The sequence below is a fragment of the Pseudomonas syringae CC1557 genome (assembly GCF_000452705.1).
GTDB lineage: Bacteria > Pseudomonadota > Gammaproteobacteria > Pseudomonadales > Pseudomonadaceae > Aquipseudomonas > Aquipseudomonas syringae_F.
The window spans coordinates 1,949,579-1,970,064 of record NZ_CP007014.1; the positions used below are offsets into that span (position 1 = coordinate 1,949,579).

At 59.5% G+C, this 20,486-nt stretch carries 16 protein-coding genes and 4 tRNA genes; 16 read left to right on the forward strand and 4 right to left on the reverse strand.

Features of this window, described 5'->3' with window-relative positions; translation table 11 throughout:
- Positions 1–41: 41 nt before the first annotated feature.
- A complete protein-coding gene (locus N018_RS09035) occupies positions 42–356 on the reverse strand; it encodes a hypothetical protein (RefSeq protein WP_025389382.1) in 315 nt (104 codons plus the stop codon).
- 225 nt (positions 357–581) lie between these two features.
- On the reverse strand, positions 582–1,778 hold the full coding sequence (locus tag N018_RS09040) for an amino acid aminotransferase (RefSeq protein ID WP_025389383.1): 1,197 nt from the start codon (positions 1,776–1,778) through the stop codon (positions 582–584).
- A gap of 389 nt (positions 1,779–2,167) precedes the next feature.
- Between N018_RS09040 and uvrB the strand changes: the two genes are divergently transcribed.
- From uvrB to N018_RS09085, 9 genes are all read left to right on the forward strand, one after another.
- Positions 2,168–4,183 carry an excinuclease ABC subunit UvrB gene (uvrB, locus tag N018_RS09045; protein WP_025389384.1) on the forward strand — a complete coding sequence of 672 codons (2,016 nt, stop codon included), beginning with the start codon at positions 2,168–2,170 and terminating at the stop codon, positions 4,181–4,183.
- 620 nt (positions 4,184–4,803) lie between these two features.
- On the forward strand, positions 4,804–6,285 hold the full coding sequence (gene gltX, locus N018_RS09050) for a glutamate--tRNA ligase (protein ID WP_024647375.1): 1,482 nt from the start codon (positions 4,804–4,806) through the stop codon (positions 6,283–6,285).
- Positions 6,286–6,434: 149 nt separating this feature from the next.
- Positions 6,435–6,510 (forward strand) — tRNA-Ala (locus N018_RS09055).
- A gap of 88 nt (positions 6,511–6,598) precedes the next feature.
- Positions 6,599–6,674: transfer RNA gene (locus tag N018_RS09060), tRNA-Glu, on the forward strand.
- 52 nt (positions 6,675–6,726) lie between these two features.
- Positions 6,727–6,802 (forward strand) — tRNA-Ala (locus N018_RS09065).
- Positions 6,803–6,847: 45 nt separating this feature from the next.
- Positions 6,848–6,923: transfer RNA gene (locus N018_RS09070), tRNA-Glu, on the forward strand.
- A 700-nt stretch (positions 6,924–7,623) separates the two neighbouring features.
- On the forward strand, positions 7,624–8,085 hold the full coding sequence (locus N018_RS09075) for an acyl-CoA thioesterase (protein WP_024645975.1): 462 nt from the start codon (positions 7,624–7,626) through the stop codon (positions 8,083–8,085).
- 29 nt (positions 8,086–8,114) lie between these two features.
- Entirely contained in the window at positions 8,115–9,065 is a 951-nt protein-coding gene (locus N018_RS09080; protein WP_025389385.1) for a tRNA dihydrouridine synthase, read from the forward strand.
- Between the two features lie 144 nt (positions 9,066–9,209).
- A complete protein-coding gene (locus tag N018_RS09085) occupies positions 9,210–9,653 on the forward strand; it encodes an Hsp20 family protein (protein ID WP_005893722.1) in 444 nt (147 codons plus the stop codon).
- A 66-nt stretch (positions 9,654–9,719) separates the two neighbouring features.
- On the opposite strand, the gene N018_RS09090 is transcribed toward N018_RS09085, so the two are convergent.
- Both N018_RS09090 and N018_RS09095 read right to left on the reverse strand, forming a co-directional pair.
- Positions 9,720–11,891 (reverse strand): putative bifunctional diguanylate cyclase/phosphodiesterase, encoded by a 2,172-nt coding sequence (locus tag N018_RS09090; protein WP_025389386.1) that lies wholly within the window; start codon positions 11,889–11,891, stop codon positions 9,720–9,722.
- Positions 11,892–11,955: 64 nt separating this feature from the next.
- Entirely contained in the window at positions 11,956–12,828 is an 873-nt protein-coding gene (locus N018_RS09095; protein ID WP_025389387.1) for a LysR family transcriptional regulator, read from the reverse strand.
- Between the two features lie 145 nt (positions 12,829–12,973).
- Here N018_RS09095 and leuC point away from each other — a divergent pair, with 145 nt between their 5' ends.
- The 7 genes from leuC to dgoD all read left to right on the forward strand — a co-directional run bounded on the left by leuC (position 12,974) and on the right by dgoD (position 20,485).
- The gene (gene leuC / locus N018_RS09100; RefSeq protein ID WP_025389388.1) at positions 12,974–14,401 is read left to right on the forward strand and encodes a 3-isopropylmalate dehydratase large subunit; all 1,428 of its coding nucleotides are present in this window, start codon (positions 12,974–12,976) and stop codon (positions 14,399–14,401) included.
- On the forward strand, positions 14,398–15,039 hold the full coding sequence (gene leuD, locus N018_RS09105) for a 3-isopropylmalate dehydratase small subunit (RefSeq protein WP_024645980.1): 642 nt from the start codon (positions 14,398–14,400) through the stop codon (positions 15,037–15,039). Before leuC ends, leuD begins: the two co-directional genes overlap by 4 nt.
- A gap of 150 nt (positions 15,040–15,189) precedes the next feature.
- On the forward strand, positions 15,190–16,272 hold the full coding sequence (gene leuB / locus N018_RS09110) for a 3-isopropylmalate dehydrogenase (RefSeq protein WP_024645981.1): 1,083 nt from the start codon (positions 15,190–15,192) through the stop codon (positions 16,270–16,272).
- A gap of 70 nt (positions 16,273–16,342) precedes the next feature.
- A complete protein-coding gene (gene asd, locus N018_RS09115) occupies positions 16,343–17,455 on the forward strand; it encodes an aspartate-semialdehyde dehydrogenase (RefSeq protein WP_024645982.1) in 1,113 nt (370 codons plus the stop codon).
- Positions 17,456–17,634: 179 nt separating this feature from the next.
- Positions 17,635–18,639: a 2-dehydro-3-deoxygalactonokinase gene (locus N018_RS09120; RefSeq protein WP_024645983.1), complete on the forward strand. Its 1,005-nt coding sequence runs from the start codon at positions 17,635–17,637 to the stop codon at positions 18,637–18,639.
- Between the two features lies 1 nt (position 18,640).
- The gene (locus N018_RS09125) at positions 18,641–19,276 is read left to right on the forward strand and encodes a 2-dehydro-3-deoxy-6-phosphogalactonate aldolase (RefSeq protein WP_025389389.1); all 636 of its coding nucleotides are present in this window, start codon (positions 18,641–18,643) and stop codon (positions 19,274–19,276) included.
- Positions 19,277–19,306: 30 nt separating this feature from the next.
- A complete protein-coding gene (gene dgoD, locus N018_RS09130; protein WP_258379815.1) occupies positions 19,307–20,485 on the forward strand; it encodes a galactonate dehydratase in 1,179 nt (392 codons plus the stop codon).
- Position 20,486: the final 1 nt, after the last annotated feature.

Below are 20,486 nucleotides of genomic sequence, written 5' to 3' on the forward strand. Positions count from 1 at the left end.
AAAGCGTTTGGGCCATGCGGCCCAAATGCTCTTTTCTGTACTCAGCCACCCTGAGTGTCTATATCGGCGTCGACACCTTGCGTCTGCTGGTGATTGCGCTGATCCTCGGGTTTTTGGCCCTCCAGTTCGTGGTTCGGTACATAGGCGCTGTCGCTGGATGACTGGCTTTGGCTTTGCGACTGGCTTTGGCTGGGTGCAGGGGTCTGGCCCTGATTCGGGCCGTGGCCTTTCTCCGTCTCCGGTTTCACGTCCGCAACCTGTGGCTCGATGGCCGGATCGTTGCGGTCTGCGCCTGGCCCGGCAGGGGCGTCCTGATTAGGTGTCGGTTCTTTCTGACGTTGCGGTTCGGTAGACATGAATACCTCGATATCTGTTTCAGAAAAGGGTCTGACAGAGTTTCGAGAGGTAGTCATATGGATCGTTCGATTCAGTTGCCGAACGGTGGCGAAAGATGGAATTTTGCGTGTGAGGCCAGTGAGGGGCGCGATGTTCGCGAAGGGGGCGTTACAGTTGCATGAGATGCATTGACTGAAATATAGCCTTCGCGAACAAGTTCGCTCCTACAGATGCGCGCAGCGCAGTTAAAGCACCTGCTTGATCGCGTCACACACCACGTCAATGTTCTTCTGGTTCAGCGCCGCCACGCAGATACGCCCGGTATCCAGTGCGTAGATGCCGAATTCACTGCGCAGGCGCTGGGCCTGGGCGGCGGTCAGGCCGGAGTAGGAGAACATGCCGCACTGGCGGCCGACAAAGCTGAAATCCTGGCTGGCCGGGTTGTCGGCCAGACGCTCGACCATCGCCTTGCGCATGCCCTGGATGCGCACGCGCATTTCGCCGAGTTCTTCTTCCCACATGGCACGCAATGCCGGGTCGTTAAGAACGGCAGCAGAAATGATCGCGCCATGGGTGGGCGGGTTGGAGTAGTTGGTACGGATCACGCGCTTGACCTGCGACAGGACGCGGGTGGTTTCTTCTTTCGATTCAGTGATGATCGACAGCGCACCGACACGCTCGCCGTACAGCGAAAGCGATTTGGAGAACGAGCTGGAGGCGAAGAAGGTCAGACCCGACTCGGCGAACAGGCGCACCGCCAGGGCGTCTTCCTGAATGCCTTGGCCAAAGCCCTGATAAGCCATGTCGAGAAACGGTACGTGCTTTTTGGCCTTGACCACTTCCAGTACTTTTTTCCAGTCGTCCAGGCTCAGGTCGACGCCGGTCGGGTTGTGGCAGCAGGCGTGCAGCACGACGATCGAGTTGTCCGGCAGGTTCTGCAGGTCTTCGAGCATGCCGGCGCGGTTCACATCATGAGTGGCCGCGTCGTAGTAGCGATAGTTGTGCACTGGGAAACCGGCAGTTTCGAACAGTGCACGGTGGTTTTCCCAGCTCGGGTCACTGATGGCGACCACGGCGTGGGGCAGCAGTTGCTTGAGGAAGTCGGCACCGATCTTCAGGGCGCCCGTGCCGCCTACCGATTGAGTGGTCAGCACTCGGCCTGAAGCGATCAACGGCGAATCGGCACCCAGCAGCAGTTTCTGCACGGCCTGGTCGTAGGCGGCAATGCCGTCGATCGGCAGGTAGCCGCGCGGCGCATGCTGGGCGACACGGGTTTTTTCAGCTTCAGCCACGGCACGCAGCAGAGGAATGCGCCCGTCTTCATCACAATAGACGCCCACGCCAAGATTGACCTTGGTGGTGCGGGTGTCGGCGTTGAATGCTTCGTTGATACCCAGGATCGGATCGCGGGGTGCCATTTCGACAGCGGAGAACAGGCTCATTGTGCGGCGGCTCTTGATGAAGAGTGGGAAGGGGCTACACGCTGCGGCTTGATGCGCCAAAGCGGTGCGTAAACAGGGGCTAGTATAGAGAGCATCCCCGCGCCGGGCGACAGGGCGGGGCGGGTTTTTTCACGGTTTTTGCGCATATTTGCAGAACGTTCGTCCCGTTAAAACCTCAATGCTTTAAGTGCATGCCTTGAAAGGCTGATATATGACTCCATCTATTAGCCATCACTTCAAAACATCGCACGTCTGCTCCCTGGCGGGAGTAGCCGTTGGCGGTGCTTTCGTCACTGCGCTATTGATGCAGGGGGCGAACCCTTTAAGCGTGCAGGTTGCGAGCGGCTTTACGCGCACGACGTACACGCGAATCAATCAAGAGGTCAGTTATGTCCGAGTTCCAGCTCGTTACCCGTTTTGAGCCAGCCGGCGATCAGCCCGAGGCCATTCGCCAACTGGTCGAAGGGATCGACGCCGGGCTCGCGCACCAGACCTTGCTGGGCGTGACCGGCTCGGGCAAGACGTTCAGCATTGCCAACGTTATTTCCCAGATCAAGCGACCCACGCTGGTACTGGCGCCGAACAAGACCCTGGCCGCGCAGTTGTACGGCGAATTCAAGGCGTTTTTCCCGAACAACGCTGTGGAGTATTTCGTCTCTTACTACGACTACTACCAGCCCGAAGCCTATGTGCCGTCGTCGGACACCTTCATCGAGAAGGATGCATCGATCAACGACCACATCGAACAGATGCGACTGTCCGCGACCAAGGCGCTGCTGGAGCGCAAGGACGCGATTATCGTTACCACGGTGTCGTGCATTTACGGTCTGGGCAGCCCGGAAACCTATCTGCGCATGGTCATGCACATTGATCGCGGCGACAAACTCGATCAGCGCGCCTTGCTGCGCCGTCTGGCGGACCTGCAATACACCCGCAATGACATGGACTTTGCCCGTGCGACCTTTCGGGTGCGTGGCGATGTGATCGACATCTACCCGGCCGAATCCGATCTTGAAGCGATCCGCATCGAACTGTTCGATGACGAAGTCGAAAGTCTGTCGGCGTTCGACCCGCTAACTGGCGAGGTGATCCGCAAGCTGCCGCGCTTTACCTTCTATCCGAAAAGCCACTACGTCACGCCTCGCGAGACGCTGGTCGAAGCGATGGAAAACATCAAGGTCGAGCTGCAGGAGCGTCTGGAATACCTGCGCAGCCAGAACAAACTGGTGGAAGCCCAGCGTCTGGAGCAGCGGACCCGTTTCGACCTGGAAATGATGCTGGAGCTGGGTTACTGCAATGGCATCGAAAACTACTCGCGCTACCTGTCGGGTCGTCCATCCGGCGCGCCACCACCGACCCTGTTCGACTACCTGCCTGCCGACGCCTTGCTGGTGATCGACGAATCCCACGTCAGCGTGCCGCAGGTCGGCGCGATGTACAAAGGCGACCGTTCACGCAAGGAAACCCTCGTCGAATATGGTTTTCGTCTGCCGTCGGCGCTGGATAATCGGCCTATGCGCTTTGACGAGTGGGAGGCGATCAGCCCGCAGACCATCTTTGTCTCGGCGACGCCTGGCAACTATGAAGCGGAACACGCCGGGCGCGTGGTCGAGCAGGTGGTTCGCCCGACCGGCCTGGTCGACCCACAGATCGAGATCCGTCCGGCGCTGACCCAGGTCGACGACCTGCTGTCGGAAATCCACAAACGGGCGGCGCTGGAAGAGCGGGTGCTGGTCACCACGTTGACCAAGCGCATGTCCGAGGACCTGACCGATTACCTCAGTGACCACGGGGTGCGGGTGCGTTACCTGCACTCGGACATCGACACGGTAGAGCGGGTCGAGATCATCCGCGACCTGCGATTGGGTACGTTTGACGTGCTGGTGGGCATTAACCTGCTGCGTGAAGGCCTCGACATGCCGGAAGTGTCGCTGGTGGCGATTCTCGATGCCGACAAGGAAGGCTTCCTGCGTTCTGATCGCTCGCTGATTCAGACCATTGGCCGGGCAGCGCGTAACCTCAATGGCCGGGCGATCCTGTATGCCGATCGCATCACCGGCTCCATGGAGCGCGCCATCGGCGAAACCGAGCGACGTCGCGAGAAACAGATCGCCTTCAACCTGGAGCATGGCATTACGCCCAAAGGGGTATTCAAGGACGTTGCCGACATCATGGAAGGCGCCACCGTGCCCGGCTCGCGCAGCAAAAAGCGCAAAGGCATGGCCAAAGCCGCCGAAGAAAACGCCCGCTACGAAAACGAACTGCGCTCGCCGAGCGAGATCAACAAGCGCATTCGCCAGTTGGAAGAAAAAATGTACCAACTGGCCCGCGACCTGGAATTCGAAGCCGCTGCGCAGATGCGCGACGAAATCGGCAAACTGCGCGAGCGCTTGCTGACGGTTTGATTTGTTAGCCGACTCTCGCGTCAATCCGGGGTGACCATCGTGCCAATGCTCTGCGTTGGCATGCCGTTCATGACGCTCTGCGTCACATCTGTGGCGCAGCACAACGTCCATGCCTTACACGCAGCCGCTGCCAACGCAGTGCTTTTCAACCGCAATGGCACTGACGACGCAGAGTGCGACGTAAGTGACGGCTGAGTCCTGGCGCTGATTCGGGGGTAACTCGGCAAGGATGCCGAGTTAGCCGCACCGGGCCATGGATGGCCCGTTGCGGCGACCCCCGGATCAGTGTCAGGGCGAAGGAACCCGACGAAGTCGGGCCGGAAACGGAGCGAGGGGGTTTGCCTACTTTGGCCCCATCAAAGTAGGTCGCCGAGGGGCGAAAAGGTGACCTGCGCCGGACCCCAATCCACCTGACAGCGTAGAACCGCCGTGTGACGCGGAGCGTCACGAACTGCATGCCAACGCGGAGCATTGGCACGATAATCAGCTGAATGTGTTTACAACTCCGGGCGCGAAGCGTGAGGAACGAGAGGCGTCCGGGCAATTGCCTTTGTTGCTGGAGCCTCATGCCCCCGGCCTGTTAACATTCCGCGCTTGATCGACCTATTTCGGGATTTTCCATGACCACCGTTCGTACCCGCATCGCGCCATCGCCCACGGGCGACCCCCACGTCGGCACGGCCTACATCGCGCTGTTCAACTACTGCTTTGCCAAACAGCATGGCGGCGAGTTCATTCTGCGCATTGAAGACACCGATCAGTTGCGCTCGACCCGCGAGTCCGAACAGCAGATCTTCGATGCACTGCGCTGGCTGGGCATCGAATGGAGTGAAGGTCCGGACGTCGGCGGTCCACACGGCCCCTATCGCCAGAGCGAACGGGGCGAGATCTACAAGAAGTACGCGCAGCAACTGGTCGATCTGGGCCATGCTTTCCCGTGCTTCTGCACCGCTGAAGAGCTCGACGAGATGCGCGCCGAGCAGCAGGCCAAGGGCGAAACCCCGCGTTACGACGGCCGTGCCTTGCTGCTCTCCAAGGAAGAAGTCCAGCGCCGCCTGGACGCCGGCGAGCCGCACGTGATCCGTATGAAAGTGCCGACCGAAGGCGTCTGCGTAGTACCTGACATGTTGCGCGGTGAAGTTGAAATCCCTTGGGACCGCATGGACATGCAGGTCCTGATGAAGACTGACGGCCTGCCTACCTACTTCCTGGCCAACGTGGTTGACGACCATCTGATGGGCATCACCCACGTACTGCGTGGTGAAGAATGGCTGCCATCGGCGCCGAAACTGATCCTGCTCTACGAATACTTCGGTTGGGACAAGCCGCAGCTGTGCTACATGCCGCTGCTGCGTAACCCGGACAAAAGCAAGTTGTCCAAGCGCAAGAACCCGACTTCGGTGACCTTCTACGAGCGTATGGGCTTTATGCCTGAAGCGATGCTCAACTATCTAGGCCGCATGGGCTGGTCGATGCCGGACGAACGCGAGAAGTTCTCGCTGCAGGAAATGGTCGACAACTTCGACCTGTCCCGTGTCTCGCTGGGCGGACCGATCTTCGATATCGAGAAGCTGTCCTGGCTCAATGGCCAGTGGCTGCGCGAACTGCCGGTCGAAGAGTTCGCCTCGCGCCTGAAAACCTGGGCGCTGAACCCCGACTACATGATGAAGATCGCGCCGCATGTGCAGGGCAGGGTGGAAACCTTCAGCCAGGTCGCACCGCTGGCAGGCTTCTTCTTCGCGGGCGGCGTCACGCCGGATGCCAAGCTGTTCGAGCACAAGAAACTGTCTCCGGAGCAGGTGCGCCAGGTCATGCAGTTGATCCTGTGGAAGCTGGAGTCACTGCGCCAGTGGGAGAAGGAGCGGATCATGGGTTGCATCCAGGCGGTCGTCGAGCACCTGGAGCTCAAGCTGCGTGATGCCATGCCATTGATGTTCGCGGCGATTACCGGTCAGGCCAACTCGGTCTCGGTGACTGACGCAATGGAGATCCTCGGGCCGGACCTCACGCGTTTCCGGCTGCGTCAGGCGCTGGATTTGCTGGGCGGCGTTTCGAAGAAAGAAAACAAGGAATGGGAAAAGCTTCTGGGGGCCATCGCCTGAGGCAATGCCTGAACCTGCCAGTCGCCTCCCGGTTTTCCGGGGGGCGAAGGGTAAGTGGTTGTATTACCGACAAAAAACTTTGGAAGTTGTAAAAAATAAATTTGACAGTCCTGCGACTCACGCTTAATATGCGCCCCGTCCACTGATGTGGGGCTTTAGCTCAGCTGGGAGAGCGCCTGCATGGCATGCAGGAGGTCAGCGGTTCGATCCCGCTAAGCTCCACCAAATTTAGCGTTTCAAAGTGCAGCTACACTGCTTTGAGATGATGTGAAATGACCGGATCCAGCGACCGGTTATTCTTGCAGAAGGTTTTGTCCCCTTCGTCTAGTGGCCTAGGACACCGCCCTTTCACGGCGGTAACAGGGGTTCGAGTCCCCTAGGGGACGCCAGTTTCACCGAGTGATACTTAAACGTTGATCTCCGCCGCGAGGCGATAAATCCGGGGCTTTAGCTCAGCTGGGAGAGCGCCTGCATGGCATGCAGGAGGTCAGCGGTTCGATCCCGCTAAGCTCCACCAATTTTGCCAGGGTTCACCGCTCGGTGATCCTGACTGAAGGTTTGCGTCCCCTTCGTCTAGTGGCCTAGGACACCGCCCTTTCACGGCGGTAACAGGGGTTCGAGTCCCCTAGGGGACGCCACGATTTCCCGCTCTGCGGGACCAAGGGTCATTCGATTATTGAATGGCCCTTTTGTTTTTTCAGGGTTTGAAAAATCCTTCTTTCCGATTTTGCTTCGTCATACATAAATCTGGTTGAGCCTCGTGCCAAGGCGTTAGCGCATTGGCCGCAGCACAACGTCCATGCCTTACGCGCAGCTGCTGCCAGCGAAATGCTTTTCAACCGCGATGGCACAGACGACGCAGAGTGCGACGTAAGTGTCGGCTGAGTCCTGGCGCTGATCCGGGGGTAGCCCGGCAGGACGCCGGGCTAGCCGCACCGGGCCATGGATGGCCCGTTGCGGCGACCGCCGGATCAGTGTCAGGACGAAGGAACCCGACGAAGCCGGGCCGGAAACGGAGCCAGGGGGTTTGGTTACTTTGGCCCCATCAAAGTAACTCGCCGAGGGGCGAAAAGGTGCCTTGAGTCGCAAACATATCTAACTGACATCGCAGAACCGCTTTACGACGCAGAGCGCTACACAGAGGACGCAGAGCGTCCGGAGCTGCATGCCGACGCGGAGCATCGGCACGATAGTCAGTTAGATTTGTGTATGACGATGAGCGCCGGAGCATGAGAAACGATAGGCGTCCTGAAGGGCGGTTCTCATGCCAGCGCGTGGGAACCAGCGCCATGACCCGCTACACTCCCGCCAATCACATTCACCCAAGCAGGAGCACGTATGGTCTGGGACCGGGCAACGCCGTTTGTCATCGATCTGAATGTCGCCGCCGAAGACATCGACGGGTTGGGGCATGCCAATAACGCTGTCTATGTGTCCTGGCTGGAGCGCTGTGCCTGGCGTCATTCGCAGTTTCTCGGGCTGGACCTGACCGAGTATCGGCGTCTGGATCGGGCCATGGCGGTGCTCAGGCACGAGATCGACTACCTGGCCAGTGCCTACGAGAACGACGAACTGCAATTGGCGACCTGGATCACTGACTGGGACCGTCGCCTGAAAATGACCCGCTGCTTTCAGCTCAAGCGGCCTGCCGACAACCTGACGCTGCTGCGCGCGCAAACCACCTTTGTCTGCATCGAACTGTCCACCGGTCGGCCCAAACGCATGCCTGCCGAGTTCATCGAGGGCTACGGCGCAGCCATCTCTGACAGCGCCGTTCCCAATCCGTACGTCGGGCAGTAAACTGCCGGACTTTTTTTCGAGTGTGACCCATGCAAATTGCTCTGGCGCCCATGGAGGGGTTGGTTGACGACATCCTGCGCGATGCACTGACGAAAGTGGGTGGCATCGACTGGTGCGTGACCGAATTCATCCGGGTATCAGAGCGTTTGATGCCGGCGCACTACTTTTACAAGTACGCGTCGGAGTTTCACAAAGGCGCAAAGACTGACGCCGGCACGCCTTTACGGCTCCAGCTGTTGGGTTCCGATCCGGTGTGTCTGGCCGAGAACGCCGCGTTCGCCTGTGAGCTGGGCGCACCGGTGCTGGACCTGAACTTTGGCTGCCCGGCCAAGACCGTCAATCGCTCCCGTGGCGGCGCCATTCTGCTCAAGGAGCCGGAACTGCTGCACACCATCCTTAGCCAGGTGCGCCGCGCGGTGCCCAAGCATATTCCTGTCACCGCCAAGATGCGCCTGGGTTACGAAAACACTGACGGCGCGCTGGATTGCGCCCGAGCGCTGGCTGACGGCGGGGCAGAGCAAATCGTCGTTCACGCACGCACCAAGGTCGATGGCTACAAGCCGCCAGCGCACTGGGAGTGGATTGCGCGCATTCAGGACGTGGTCAAGGTCCCGGTGGTCGCCAATGGTGAAATCTGGACTGTTGATGACTGGCGTCGTTGTCGGGAAATCTGTGGTGCGCGGGACATCATGATTGGTCGCGGGCTGGTGGCGCGTCCCGACCTTGCACGGCAGATTGCGGCGGCGCAGAAGGGCGAAGAAGTGGTGCCGATGACCTGGGCCGAGTTGCAGCCGATGCTGCGCCGCTTCTGGCAGGACTGCCTGGTCAAGATGACGCTCATCCAGGCGCCTGGCCGACTCAAGCAGTGGCTGGTGCTGCTGACCAAGAGCTACCCGGAGGCAACCCTGATGTTCAATACGCTGCGCCGCGAAACCGACTGCGCCCGAATCAGCGTCTTGCTCGATTGCCCAGCCGGTTGATTATCCAGATGCTGGCCCCGACGAACGGTCAAAAAAAATCTGAAAAAAGTCTCTTGAAAAGCAAACGGCCGTCCCTATTTTGGTGATCAAGCGATGCCGAAAACGGGTCGCGTAAACCACTCGCTGATAAACAGGAGAATTGTTATGGCTACTGCATTTTCTCTGGCTCCACTGTTTCGCAACTCAGTGGGATTCGACCGCTTCAACGACCTTTTCGAGTCGGCGGCCCGAAATGAGACAACCAGCGGCTACCCTCCCTATAACGTGGAGCGGCACACCGATGACCATTATCGAATCGTGATCGCTGCAGCAGGCATGCAAGAGCAGGATCTCGAGTTGCAGGTTGAAAAAGGTGTGTTGACCGTGATCGGCAGCAAGCGCGAGCAAGAAGCCGAAAACGTGACTTACCTGCATCAGGGTATTGCCCGGCGTGAGTTCAAGCTGTCGTTCAGGCTGGCGGACAATATCGAAGTCAAGGGGGCCGATCTGTCGCATGGCCTGCTGAATATTGACCTGGTGCGGAACGTGCCGGAAGAAGCGAAGCCAAAACGCATTCCGCTCAATAGCCAGAAAGCGCTGGAAAACTGATCCGTCAGGTGACGTTGAGTCAGCGGCACGTAACAGGGAAGGCGCCTCAGGGCGCCTTCCTTTTTTTCAGCCCTGAGGTGCGGTTTGCTGTGCAGGCCGCTTGAGCTGCAGCAGGGACTCGAACTGCGGGCCGGGCAACGGCTCGCTGAACAGGTATCCCTGATAGTTGTAGCAGCCCACTTTTTCCAGAAACGCCAGTTGCTCGGTGGTTTCAACGCCTTCGGCAATGACGTGCAGGTTGAGGCTCTGTGCCATGGCGACGATGGCGCGGATGATTTCTGCATCGTTGGGGTCGCTGGCAGCGTCCTGAACGAATGATTGATCAATCTTGAGGGTATCCACCGGCAGGCGCTTGAGGTACGTAAGCGATGAATAGCCGGTGCCGAAGTCGTCCATGGCAAAGCCCACGCCCATGTCTCTAAGCCTGCGCATCTTGAGAATGGTGTCGTCCAGATTCTGGATGACGATGCCTTCGGTGATTTCCAGCTTGAGCATGGTCGCCGGCAATTGATGTTGTTTCAGGCTGCGTTCCACGCGTTCGACAAAGTCATTCTGCCGAAACTGGCGTGGGCTGATGTTGACGCCCATCAGGAATCGGTCTTTGGAGACCAGCCCCTGACTCAAAAGCATTCCGCCGATTTTACAGGCGTCGTCGAGAATCCGGCTGCCAACCTCCAGAATCATGCCGCTCTCTTCCAGTATCTGAACAAACTGGTCGGGTGGCAGCAGCCCGTATTCGGGATGCTGCCAGCGTAGCAGCGCCTCTGCGCCGGTGATCTGATTAGTCCGGCAATCGACCTGAGCCTGAAAGTAAAGCTGGAATTCGTTACGCGTCAGCGCCAGGCGCAAGTCGTTCTCCAGGCGCAATCGCTGGCTGACGGCTTGCTGCATGGAGGCGTGAAAAAACTGCGCGATATTGCGCCCGGTATCCTTGGCCCTGTACAGGGCAATGTCGGCCCGCTTGAGCAGATCAGCAGGCGTGAGGCCGTCATCCGGGATCAGCGCGATGCCAATGCTCGGGGTGACCTGCAAACGATGCCCGTCGAGAAACATCGGTTCGGCCAGCAGTTCGCGCAGGTTGTCGGACAGCATCCGCACCTGATGCGTGACTTCATCGAGAGCGCCGTCAAGCCCGCAGATCAAGACCACGAACTCATCACCGCCCAGGCGTGCCACCGTGTCCTCCTGGCGTACGCTGGCTTCCAGTCGGGCAGCGACGACGTTCAGCACGCTGTCGCCCACTGGATGGCCGAGCGAGTCATTGATGTGTTTGAAATGATCCAGGTCCAGAAACAGCAAGGCGCCCCGCAGATTCTGGTGCTGAAGCAGGGACAGCTGCTGGCTGAGGCGATCAATCAGCAACGCGCGGTTTGGCAGCCCGGTCAGCGAATCGTGATAAGCCAGATGACGGATTTGCGCCTGAGCGTCTTTCAGCTGGCCGATATCCCTGGCGTTCATGAGCAGGCAGGCGGTGTCGTTCAGGGTGATGAAATCCACCGAGATATCCAGAGTCAGTGGATTGCCATGCTTGTCGTGACCGCTCATTTCCCGGTGATGCACCCGACCTTTCTGACGCAGCTCATTGATCACGAACTCGCGCTGCAAGGTGTCGGTCCAGATGCCTATCTCATGAGCCGTGCGGCCGACCACCTCCTGAGCGCTGAAGCCGGTCAGGCGACAGAATCCGTCGTTGACCTCTACATAGCGGCCTGACTCGATTTCGGTGATGGTGATCGAGTCCGGGCTTGAGTGAAACGCTTTGGCGAACTTCTCTTCGCTGGCTTCCAGCGCCGCCTGGGCACGTTTCTCGGTGATGTCCATAAGGGTACCCGCCATCCTGGACAACTGACCCTGATCATCCCTGTAGATACGGGCACGGCTTTCAATCAGGCGCGAGGTGCCGTTTTTCAGCTGGAAGCGGTAGCTGATCTGCAGGTGGTCGTTGCGGTTTTCTATTGCTGTCTGATAGGCCTCACGCATCCGACGACGTTCTTCGACAGGCAGTTTGCCGAAAAACTGCTCCGCATCATCGTCGAATGGCTGCGCTTCCATACCGTGCAGAAACGCCGTTCGTGCCGAGGCTCGCAGCCTGTTGCTGGTGGTGTCCAGATCCCAGGTGCCCATCTGCGCCAGATCCAGCGCCAGTTCCAGACGGTCACCGGTCTCCTTGAGCAGACGCAACGCGTCACTGTGCGGTGGCCCGGCTGGCGATGAAGCAGTGAGTGGCGGGTTGGGCATGGGGTCACGAGCCTTTGATGAGTCAAGCCGGTAAAGATCAGCCCGTGTCCTGCAACGGGTCTACTTACTGTGTCTGCGCATCGAGCAATTTCATGAATGCCCTGGCAGCATTCGACAGCGTGCGTTCGGTGTGCAGGATGTAGCCTAGCTGGCGATTGAGCTGTACGCCCGGCAATGGAATGCGCGCCACCTGTTCGTCGAGCATGGTAAGCGGCAGGACGCTCCAGGCCAGACCTATGGAGACCATCATTTTGATGGTTTCCATATAGTTGGTGCTCATCGCGATATTGGGTTTTAGCCCCTGGCTCTCGCACAGCTTGCTGACAATGTGATGCGTAAAGGTATTGCCGCCGGGAAACACCGCCGGGTAGCGCACGATGTCTTCCAGCTTCATCTGTCCGCTGTTGGCCAGTGGGTGCTCGGGCGCGGCGACGAATTCCAGCTGGTCGTCCCACACCGGCACGGCGCGGATCAGCGAATGCGGTTCGGGTGCCAGGGTGATCACTGCGAGCTCGGCGCGCCCATGAAGAATTTCGTCATACGCGACTTCCGAGTCGAGAAACTGGATGTCCAGCGCCACCTTCGGATAGGCCCGGGTGAACGCCCTTAACACCGGCGGCAGACGATGCAGGCCAATATGATGACTGGTCGCCAGAGTCAGGCGTCCGGTCACTTCACCGGTCAGATTGGTCAGTGCGCGGCGGGTGTCATCCAGCACGTTGAGTATCTGATAGGCACGCGGTAGCAGTGCGCGGCCCGCTTCGGTCAGGCTGACTTCGCGGCCCAGGCGGTCAAACAGACGCACATTAAGTTGCTGCTCCAGACCCGCGATACGCTTGCTGATTGCTGGCTGTGTGATGTATAGCCGCTCACCGGCACCCGAGAAGCTGCCGGTCTCGGCGATGGCAATAAAAGCGTTGAGATTGGCGAGGTCCATAGTCGGATTCCATTTGGTTATCCAAAGCATGAAAATTATGAATTTGAGTTATTTAAGCACATTCCATAGGATGGCCGCACAAGCCAAAGGGTCATCGCCACGATTGCCCAAGGCATAGAAAGAAGCTGATGAGGAAGTACGTCCGATGGCCGGGAAAACGCTTTACGACAAGCTCTGGGATTCACATTTGGTCAAGCAGCGCGATGACGGTTCGGCGCTGATCTACATTGACCGCCACATCATCCACGAAGTGACCTCGCCGCAAGCGTTCGAAGGCCTTCGACTGGCCAAACGCAAGCCGTGGCGAATCGACTCGATCATCGCCACTCCCGACCACAACGTGCCGACCACGTCGGAGCGCAAGGGGGGGATCGACGCCATCGAAGATCAGGTGTCGCGCCTGCAAGTGCAGACCCTCGATGACAACTGCGACGAGTACGGCATCACTGAATTCAAGATGAACGACCCGCGTCAGGGCATCGTCCACGTGATCGGCCCGGAGCAGGGCGCAACCCTGCCTGGCATGAGCGTGGTCTGCGGCGACTCGCACACCTCTACCCACGGCGCCTTCGGTGCATTGGCCCATGGTATCGGCACTTCCGAGGTCGAGCATGTGCTGGCGACCCAGTGCCTGGTGGCGAAGAAGATGAAGAACATGCTGGTGTCGGTCGAAGGCCAATTGCCGTTCGGCGTGACCGCCAAGGACATCGTGTTGGCGGTGATCGGCAAGATCGGTACCGCAGGCGGTAACGGTTACGCCATCGAGTTCGCTGGCAGCGCGATTCGCGACCTGTCCATCGAAGGGCGCATGACCATTTGCAATATGTCCATCGAGGCGGGTGCCCGTGTCGGCATGGTCGCCACCGACGAGAAGACCGTCGAATACGTAAAAGGCCGTCCGTTCGCACCGAAGGGCGCTGAATGGGACCTCGCTGTCGAAGCCTGGAAGGACCTGGTGTCTGATCCAGACGCGGTGTTCGACACCGTGGTCAGGCTGGATGCCGCGCAGATCAAGCCGCAGGTCAGCTGGGGCACGTCGCCGGAAATGGTGCTGGCCGTCGATCAGAACGTGCCGGACCCTGCGCAGGAACCGGATCTGGTCAAGCGTGGCTCCATCGAGCGTGCCCTGAAGTACATGGGCCTGAAAGCCAATCAGCCGATCACCGATATCCAGCTTGACCGGGTGTTCATCGGTTCCTGCACCAACTCGCGGATCGAAGACCTGCGTGCTGCTGCGGACGTCGCCAAGGGCCGCAAGGTGGCCGCGACCATCAAACAGGCCATCGTGGTGCCGGGTTCGGGCTTGATCAAGGCGCAGGCGGAGAAGGAAGGGCTGGACAAAGTGTTCATCGAGGCCGGTTTTGAATGGCGCGAGCCTGGCTGTTCCATGTGCCTGGCGATGAACCCGGACCGCCTCGGTTCCGGTGAGCATTGCGCGTCCACCTCCAACCGTAACTTCGAAGGCCGTCAGGGTGCCGGCGGCCGGACGCATCTGGTGAGCCCGGCAATGGCCGCTGCCGCAGCGGTCACTGGCCGTTTCATCGATGTTCGCGAACTGAGGAATCCAGCATGAAAGCCTTTACCCAGCACACCGGCCTGGTCGCCCCTCTGGACCGCGCCAACGTCGACACTGACCAGATCATCCCCAAGCAGTTTCTCAAGTCGATCAAGCGCACGGGTTTTGGCCCGAACCTGTTCGATGAGTGGCGCTATATGGACGTGGGCCAGCCGTATCAGGACAACTCCAAACGCCCGCTGAACCATGATTTCGTCCTCAACCACGAGCGTTATCAAGGCGCCAGCGTGCTGTTGGCTCGGGAAAACTTCGGCTGCGGCTCCAGCCGTGAACACGCGCCGTGGGCGCTGGAAGAATACGGCTTCTGCGCCATCATCGCGCCGAGCTATGCCGACATCTTCTTCAACAACAGCTTCAAGAACGGCCTGCTGCCGATCATTCTGGCCGAAGCCGAGGTCGACGAGCTGTTCAAGCAGGTCGAAGCGAGCCTCGGTTATCAATTGAGCATCGACCTGCAGGCCCAGACTGTGACCCGCCCTGACGGCAAGGTGCTGAGCTTCGAAATCGACGCCTTCCGCAAGCACTGCCTGCTCAATGGCCTGGACGACATCGGCCTGACCTTGATGGATGCCGACGCGATCGCCAGTTTCGAGAGCAAGCACCGCGCCAGCCAGCCGTGGTTGTTTCGCGACTGACGGCCTGACAACGGTTACAGTTTCATTCGCGAGCAAGGCGGTCATTGGCCTTGCTCGCGAAGGTGTTTTGGCCGGACGATAAATTTTTTGCCGTATTCAGCGTTATTAACAGGCGTTGTCTAAAGCGCCGCTGCACACATCGAGGATGTTATGAGCAAGCAGATTCTGATTCTCCCAGGTGACGGTATTGGTCCGGAAATCATGACCGAAGCGGTCAAGGTGCTGGAACTGGCCAACGAAAAGTATCAACTGGGCTTTGAATTGACCCACGACGTGATCGGCGGCGCAGCCATCGACAAGCATGGTGTGCCACTGGCCGATGAAACCCTGGACCGTGCCCGTGCAGCCGATGCTGTGCTGCTCGGCGCGGTGGGCGGCCCGAAATGGGACACCATCGAGCGCGACATCCGTCCTGAGCGCGGTCTGCTGAAAATCCGTTCGCAACTGGGTCTGTTCGGCAACCTGCGTCCGGCGATCCTTTATCCGCAACTGGCTGATGCGTCGAGCCTCAAGCCGGACATCGTCGCCGGTCTGGACATTCTGATCGTCCGTGAGCTGACCGGTGGCATCTACTTCGGCGCGCCACGCGGCACTCGCGTGCTGGACAATGGCGAGCGTCAGGCTTATGACACGCTGCCGTACAGCGAAAGCGAAATCCGCCGCATTGCCAGGGTCGGTTTCGACATGGCCATGGTGCGCGGCAAGAAGCTCTGCTCGGTGGACAAGGCCAACGTCTTGGCGTCCAGCCAGCTGTGGCGTGAAATCGTGGAGGAGATCGCCAAGGATTATCCGCAGGTTGAACTGAGCCATATGTACGTTGATAACGCCGCCATGCAACTGGTGCGCGCGCCCAAACAGTTCGATGTGATCGTCACCGATAACCTGTTCGGCGACATTCTGTCCGATCAGGCGTCGATGCTCACCGGTTCCATCGGCATGCTGCCGTCGGCGTCGCTGGACACCGCCAACAAGGGCATGTACGAGCCTTGCCACGGTTCGGCACCGGACATCGCCGGTAAAGGCATCGCCAACCCGCTGGCGACCATTTTGTCGGTGTCGATGATGCTGCGTTACAGCTTCAATCTGACCGATGCCGCCGACGCCATCGAACAGGCGGTCAGCCTGGTGCTGGATCAGGGCATTCGCACCGGCGACATCTGGTCCGAGGGCAACGTCAAAGTCGGTACCAAGGAAATGGGCGATGCAGTAGTCGCCGCGCTGCGGAATCTGTAATCTCTCTGGCCCGCCGCCTGCCTTGTACGCGCAGAGCGGCGGTCCCACTTTTATTCAAGGTGTAGTTGCGATGAAACGTGTAGGTCTGATCGGTTGGCGTGGCATGGTCGGTTCCGTGCTCATGCAGCGGATGCGTGAAGAGCAGGACTTCGATCTTATTGAGCCGGTGTTCTTTACTACCTCCAATGTCGGTGGCCAGGCGCCTTCGGTGGGCAAGGATGTTGCGCCGCTGAAAGATGCCTACAGCATCGACGAGCTGAAAACCCTGGACGTGGTGCTGACCTGCCAGGGCGGCGACTACACCAACGAAGTATTCCCCAAGCTGCGCGAAGCGGGCTGGCAGGGTTACTGGATTGACGCGGCCTCCAGCCTGCGCATGCAGGATGACGCCGTTATCGTGCTCGACCCGGTAAACCGCAAGGTCATCGACCAGAAACTGGACGCGGGCACCAAGAACTACATTGGCGGCAACTGCACGGTCAGCCTTATGCTGATGGGCCTGGGCGGTCTGTTCGATGCCGGTCTGGTCGAGTGGATGAACGTCATGACTTATCAGGCGGCCTCCGGTGCCGGCGCGCAGAACATGCGTGAACTGATCAAGCAGATGGGTGCGATACACGCCTCGGTGGCTGATGAACTGGCCAACCCGGCCAGTGCCATCCTCGACATCGACCGCAAGGTGGCCGAAGCCATGCGCAGCGAGTCGTTCCCGACCGAAAACTTCGGCGTACCACTGGCGGGCAGCCTGATCCCGTGGATCGACAAGGCACTGCCCAATGGCCAGAGCCGCGAGGAGTGGAAAGGTCAGGCCGAGACCAACAAGATCCTCGGCCGCTTCAAGAGCCCGATCCCGGTCGACGGCATCTGCGTGCGCATCGGTGCCATGCGTTGCCACAGCCAGGCGCTGACCATCAAGCTGAACAAGGATGTGCCGATTGCGGACATCGAAGGCTTGATCAGCCAGCACAACCCGTGGGTCAAGCTGGTGCCGAACACGCGTGAAGCCAGCGCGCAAGAGCTGAGCCCGACCGCAGTGACCGGCACCATGAGTGTGCCAGTGGGCCGTCTGCGCAAACTGAACATGGGTTCGCAGTACCTGGGCGCGTTCACCGTCGGTGACCAGCTGTTGTGGGGCGCGGCCGAACCGCTGCGACGCATGCTGAGGATCCTGCTGGAGCGTTGATGCTTTGGTTTTACACGAAACCCGCTTCCTGAAAAGGCAGCGGGTTTTTTAATGACTGCTGATTTTAATTTCCTGTTTAAGTCCCTATATATGGGATTGAAATTTACATATTGAGATAAGTCTGACAACAGGTTTATAGTCGTCCTGCACTCACTTTCAATAAAACAACAGGTGAAGCAATGCAGGCGCAATTGATCGCGCTCGACTGGGGGACAACCTCCCTTCGTGCTTATCGACTTGGCGACCACGGCCAGGTGCTGGAACAGCGCGCGCTAAGCGCGGGAATCATGCAGCTACCGACCACGCCGCGCCTGATTGCCGGGCAGCTGTGCAGCGACGGTTTTGAACTGGCTTTCGATCAGGCCTGCGGCGACTGGCTCGATGCCGAGCCTGGCCTGCCGGTGATTGCCTGCGGCATGGTCGGCAGCGCGCAGGGCTGGCGCGAGGCGGCTTATCGGGAAACCCCTGCCAGCGTCAACGAGCTGAGCGCGGCGCTGCAGACGGTGCGCAGCCTGAGTGGCGTGATCGTGCATATCATCCCGGGCGTACTGCAACGCTCGACCCTGCCCAACGTCATGCGTGGCGAAGAAACCCAGGTACTTGGCATATTGGCCGGGCTCGATGCCCAGGCCGACGGCCAGCCTTTGCTGATCGGGCTGCCCGGCAGTCATTCAAAATGGGTGCAAGTGACCCGCGGGCGCATCGTTCATTTCGATACGTTCATGACCGGCGAGGTCTTCGCCGCCCTGTGTGCGCACACGATTCTCGGGCGCACCATGCAGACGGGGGAGGCGTTCGATGACCAGGCGTTTGATCGTGGGCTGTCGATGGCCCTGTCCCAGGAAGGCGCCGCAGGGCCGCTTTCCACTATCTTCAGTACCCGAACGCTCGGCCTGACCGGGCAATTGAGCGCCAGTGCGCAGCCTGACTACCTTTCCGGCCTGTTGATCGGTCATGAACTGGGCGCCATTGCCAGACTGCATCTGCACACCCATGAACAATTGCCTGCGGTGATCCTCATCGGCAGCGAGGCGCTGTGCGCACGTTATGCGCGTGGTCTGGCCGTCTGTGGCTTTCCCAAGGTGACGCTGGCCGAACAGGCTACCGAACGCGGCCTTTGGCAAGTCGCGGTGCAGGCAGGCCTGATCCCGCGCCGGTCGTCCCAACACATTCGAGAGGTTTGACATGCTCAAGCAAGCATTGAAGGAAAACGGTCTGGTCGCGATTCTGCGCGGCCTGCGTCCAGAAGAAGCGCCGGCAGTGGGCGATGTGCTGTACGAGGCCGGATTTCGCGTTATCGAAGTGCCGCTCAATTCTCCACAGCCGTTCGACAGTATTCGTTTGCTGCGTCAGCAACTGCCCGCCGATTGCCTGATCGGCGCGGGCACGGTACTGACCCCGGAGCAGGTGACGCAGGTCAAGGACGCCGGAGGCCAGGTCATCGTCATGCCGCATAGCGATGCGAAGGTATTGCGCGCTGCCAGGGCTGCCGGGCTGTTTCTGTCGCCGGGCGTAGCGACGCCGACCGAAGCCTTTGCCGCGCTCGCCGAGGGCGCAGATGTGCTCAAGCTGTTTCCGGCCGAGCAGATGTCGCCTGCGGTGGTCAAGGCATGGCTCGCGGTATTGCCGAAAGGCACGATTCTGCTGCCGGTTGGTGGCATCTCGCCAGACAACATGAAGGTGTTTCTGGACGCAGGTGTGAAAGGTTTCGGCCTTGGCTCCGGGCTGTTCAAACCCGGCATGAGTGCCACTGACGTTGCCGAACGTGCCAAAGCCTATGTGGCCGCGTGGAAACAGCACACGGCAGCGCTTGCAGACTGATAGGCGCCGCTGTGTGACAGCAGTTATCCAATAAGAGAATCAACAAGAGAAACCGCACCCATGAAAATCACCAAACTCACCACGTTCATCGTTCCGCCGCGCTGGTGCTTCCTCAAGGTCGAGACCGACGAAGGTGTTGTCGGCTGGGGCGAGCCAGTGGTTGAAGGCCGTGCGCATACCGTGGCCGCTGCCGTGGAAGAGCTGTCCGATTACCTGATCGGCAAAGACCCGCGCAACATCGAAGACATCTGGACCGTGCTGTATCGCGGTGGCTTTTACCGGGGTGGCGCGATCCACATGAGCGCGCTGGCCGGTATCGATCAGGCGTTGTGGGACATCAAGGGTAAAGCGCTGGGTGTTTCGGTCAGCGACCTGCTGGGTGGTCAGGTGCGCGACAAGATTCGTGTCTACTCGTGGATCGGTGGTGATCGTCCTGCCGACACGGCACGAGCGGCGAAGGAGGCCGTTGAGCGTGGCTTTACGGCGGTGAAAATGAATGGCACCGAAGAGCTGCAATTTCTCGATACGTTCGACAAGGTCGATCTGGCGCTGGCCAACGTCGCGGCGGTGCGTGATGCGGTGGGGCCGAATGTCGGCATTGGTGTGGATTTCCATGGCCGGGTTCACAAGCCGATGGCCAAGGTGCTGATGAAGGAACTGGACCCCTACAAGCTGATGTTCATCGAAGAGCCAGTGCTCAGTGAAAACTACGAGGCGCTGAAAGAACTGGCACCGCTGACCAGCACACCCATTGCCTTGGGTGAGCGTCTGTTCTCGCGCTGGGACTTCAAGCGCGTATTGAGCGAAGGCTACGTCGACATTATTCAACCGGATGCTTCTCACGCAGGCGGCATCACCGAAACCCGCAAGATCGCCAATATGGCCGAAGCCTACGACGTCGCCCTGGCGCTGCATTGCCCGCTGGGACCGATTGCGCTGGCCGCCTGTCTGCAACTGGATGCGGTTTGCTACAACGCCTTCATTCAGGAACAGAGCCTGGGCATCCACTACAACGAAAGCAACGACCTGCTGGATTACGTCAAACACCCCGAAGTGTTCGACTACGACAAAGGCATGGTCAAGATCCCCAACGGGCCGGGCCTGGGCATCGAAATCAACGAAGAATACGTCATCGAACGCGCCGCCATCGGGCACCGCTGGCGCAACCCGATCTGGCGCCATGCGGATGGCAGTTTTGCGGAGTGGTAGA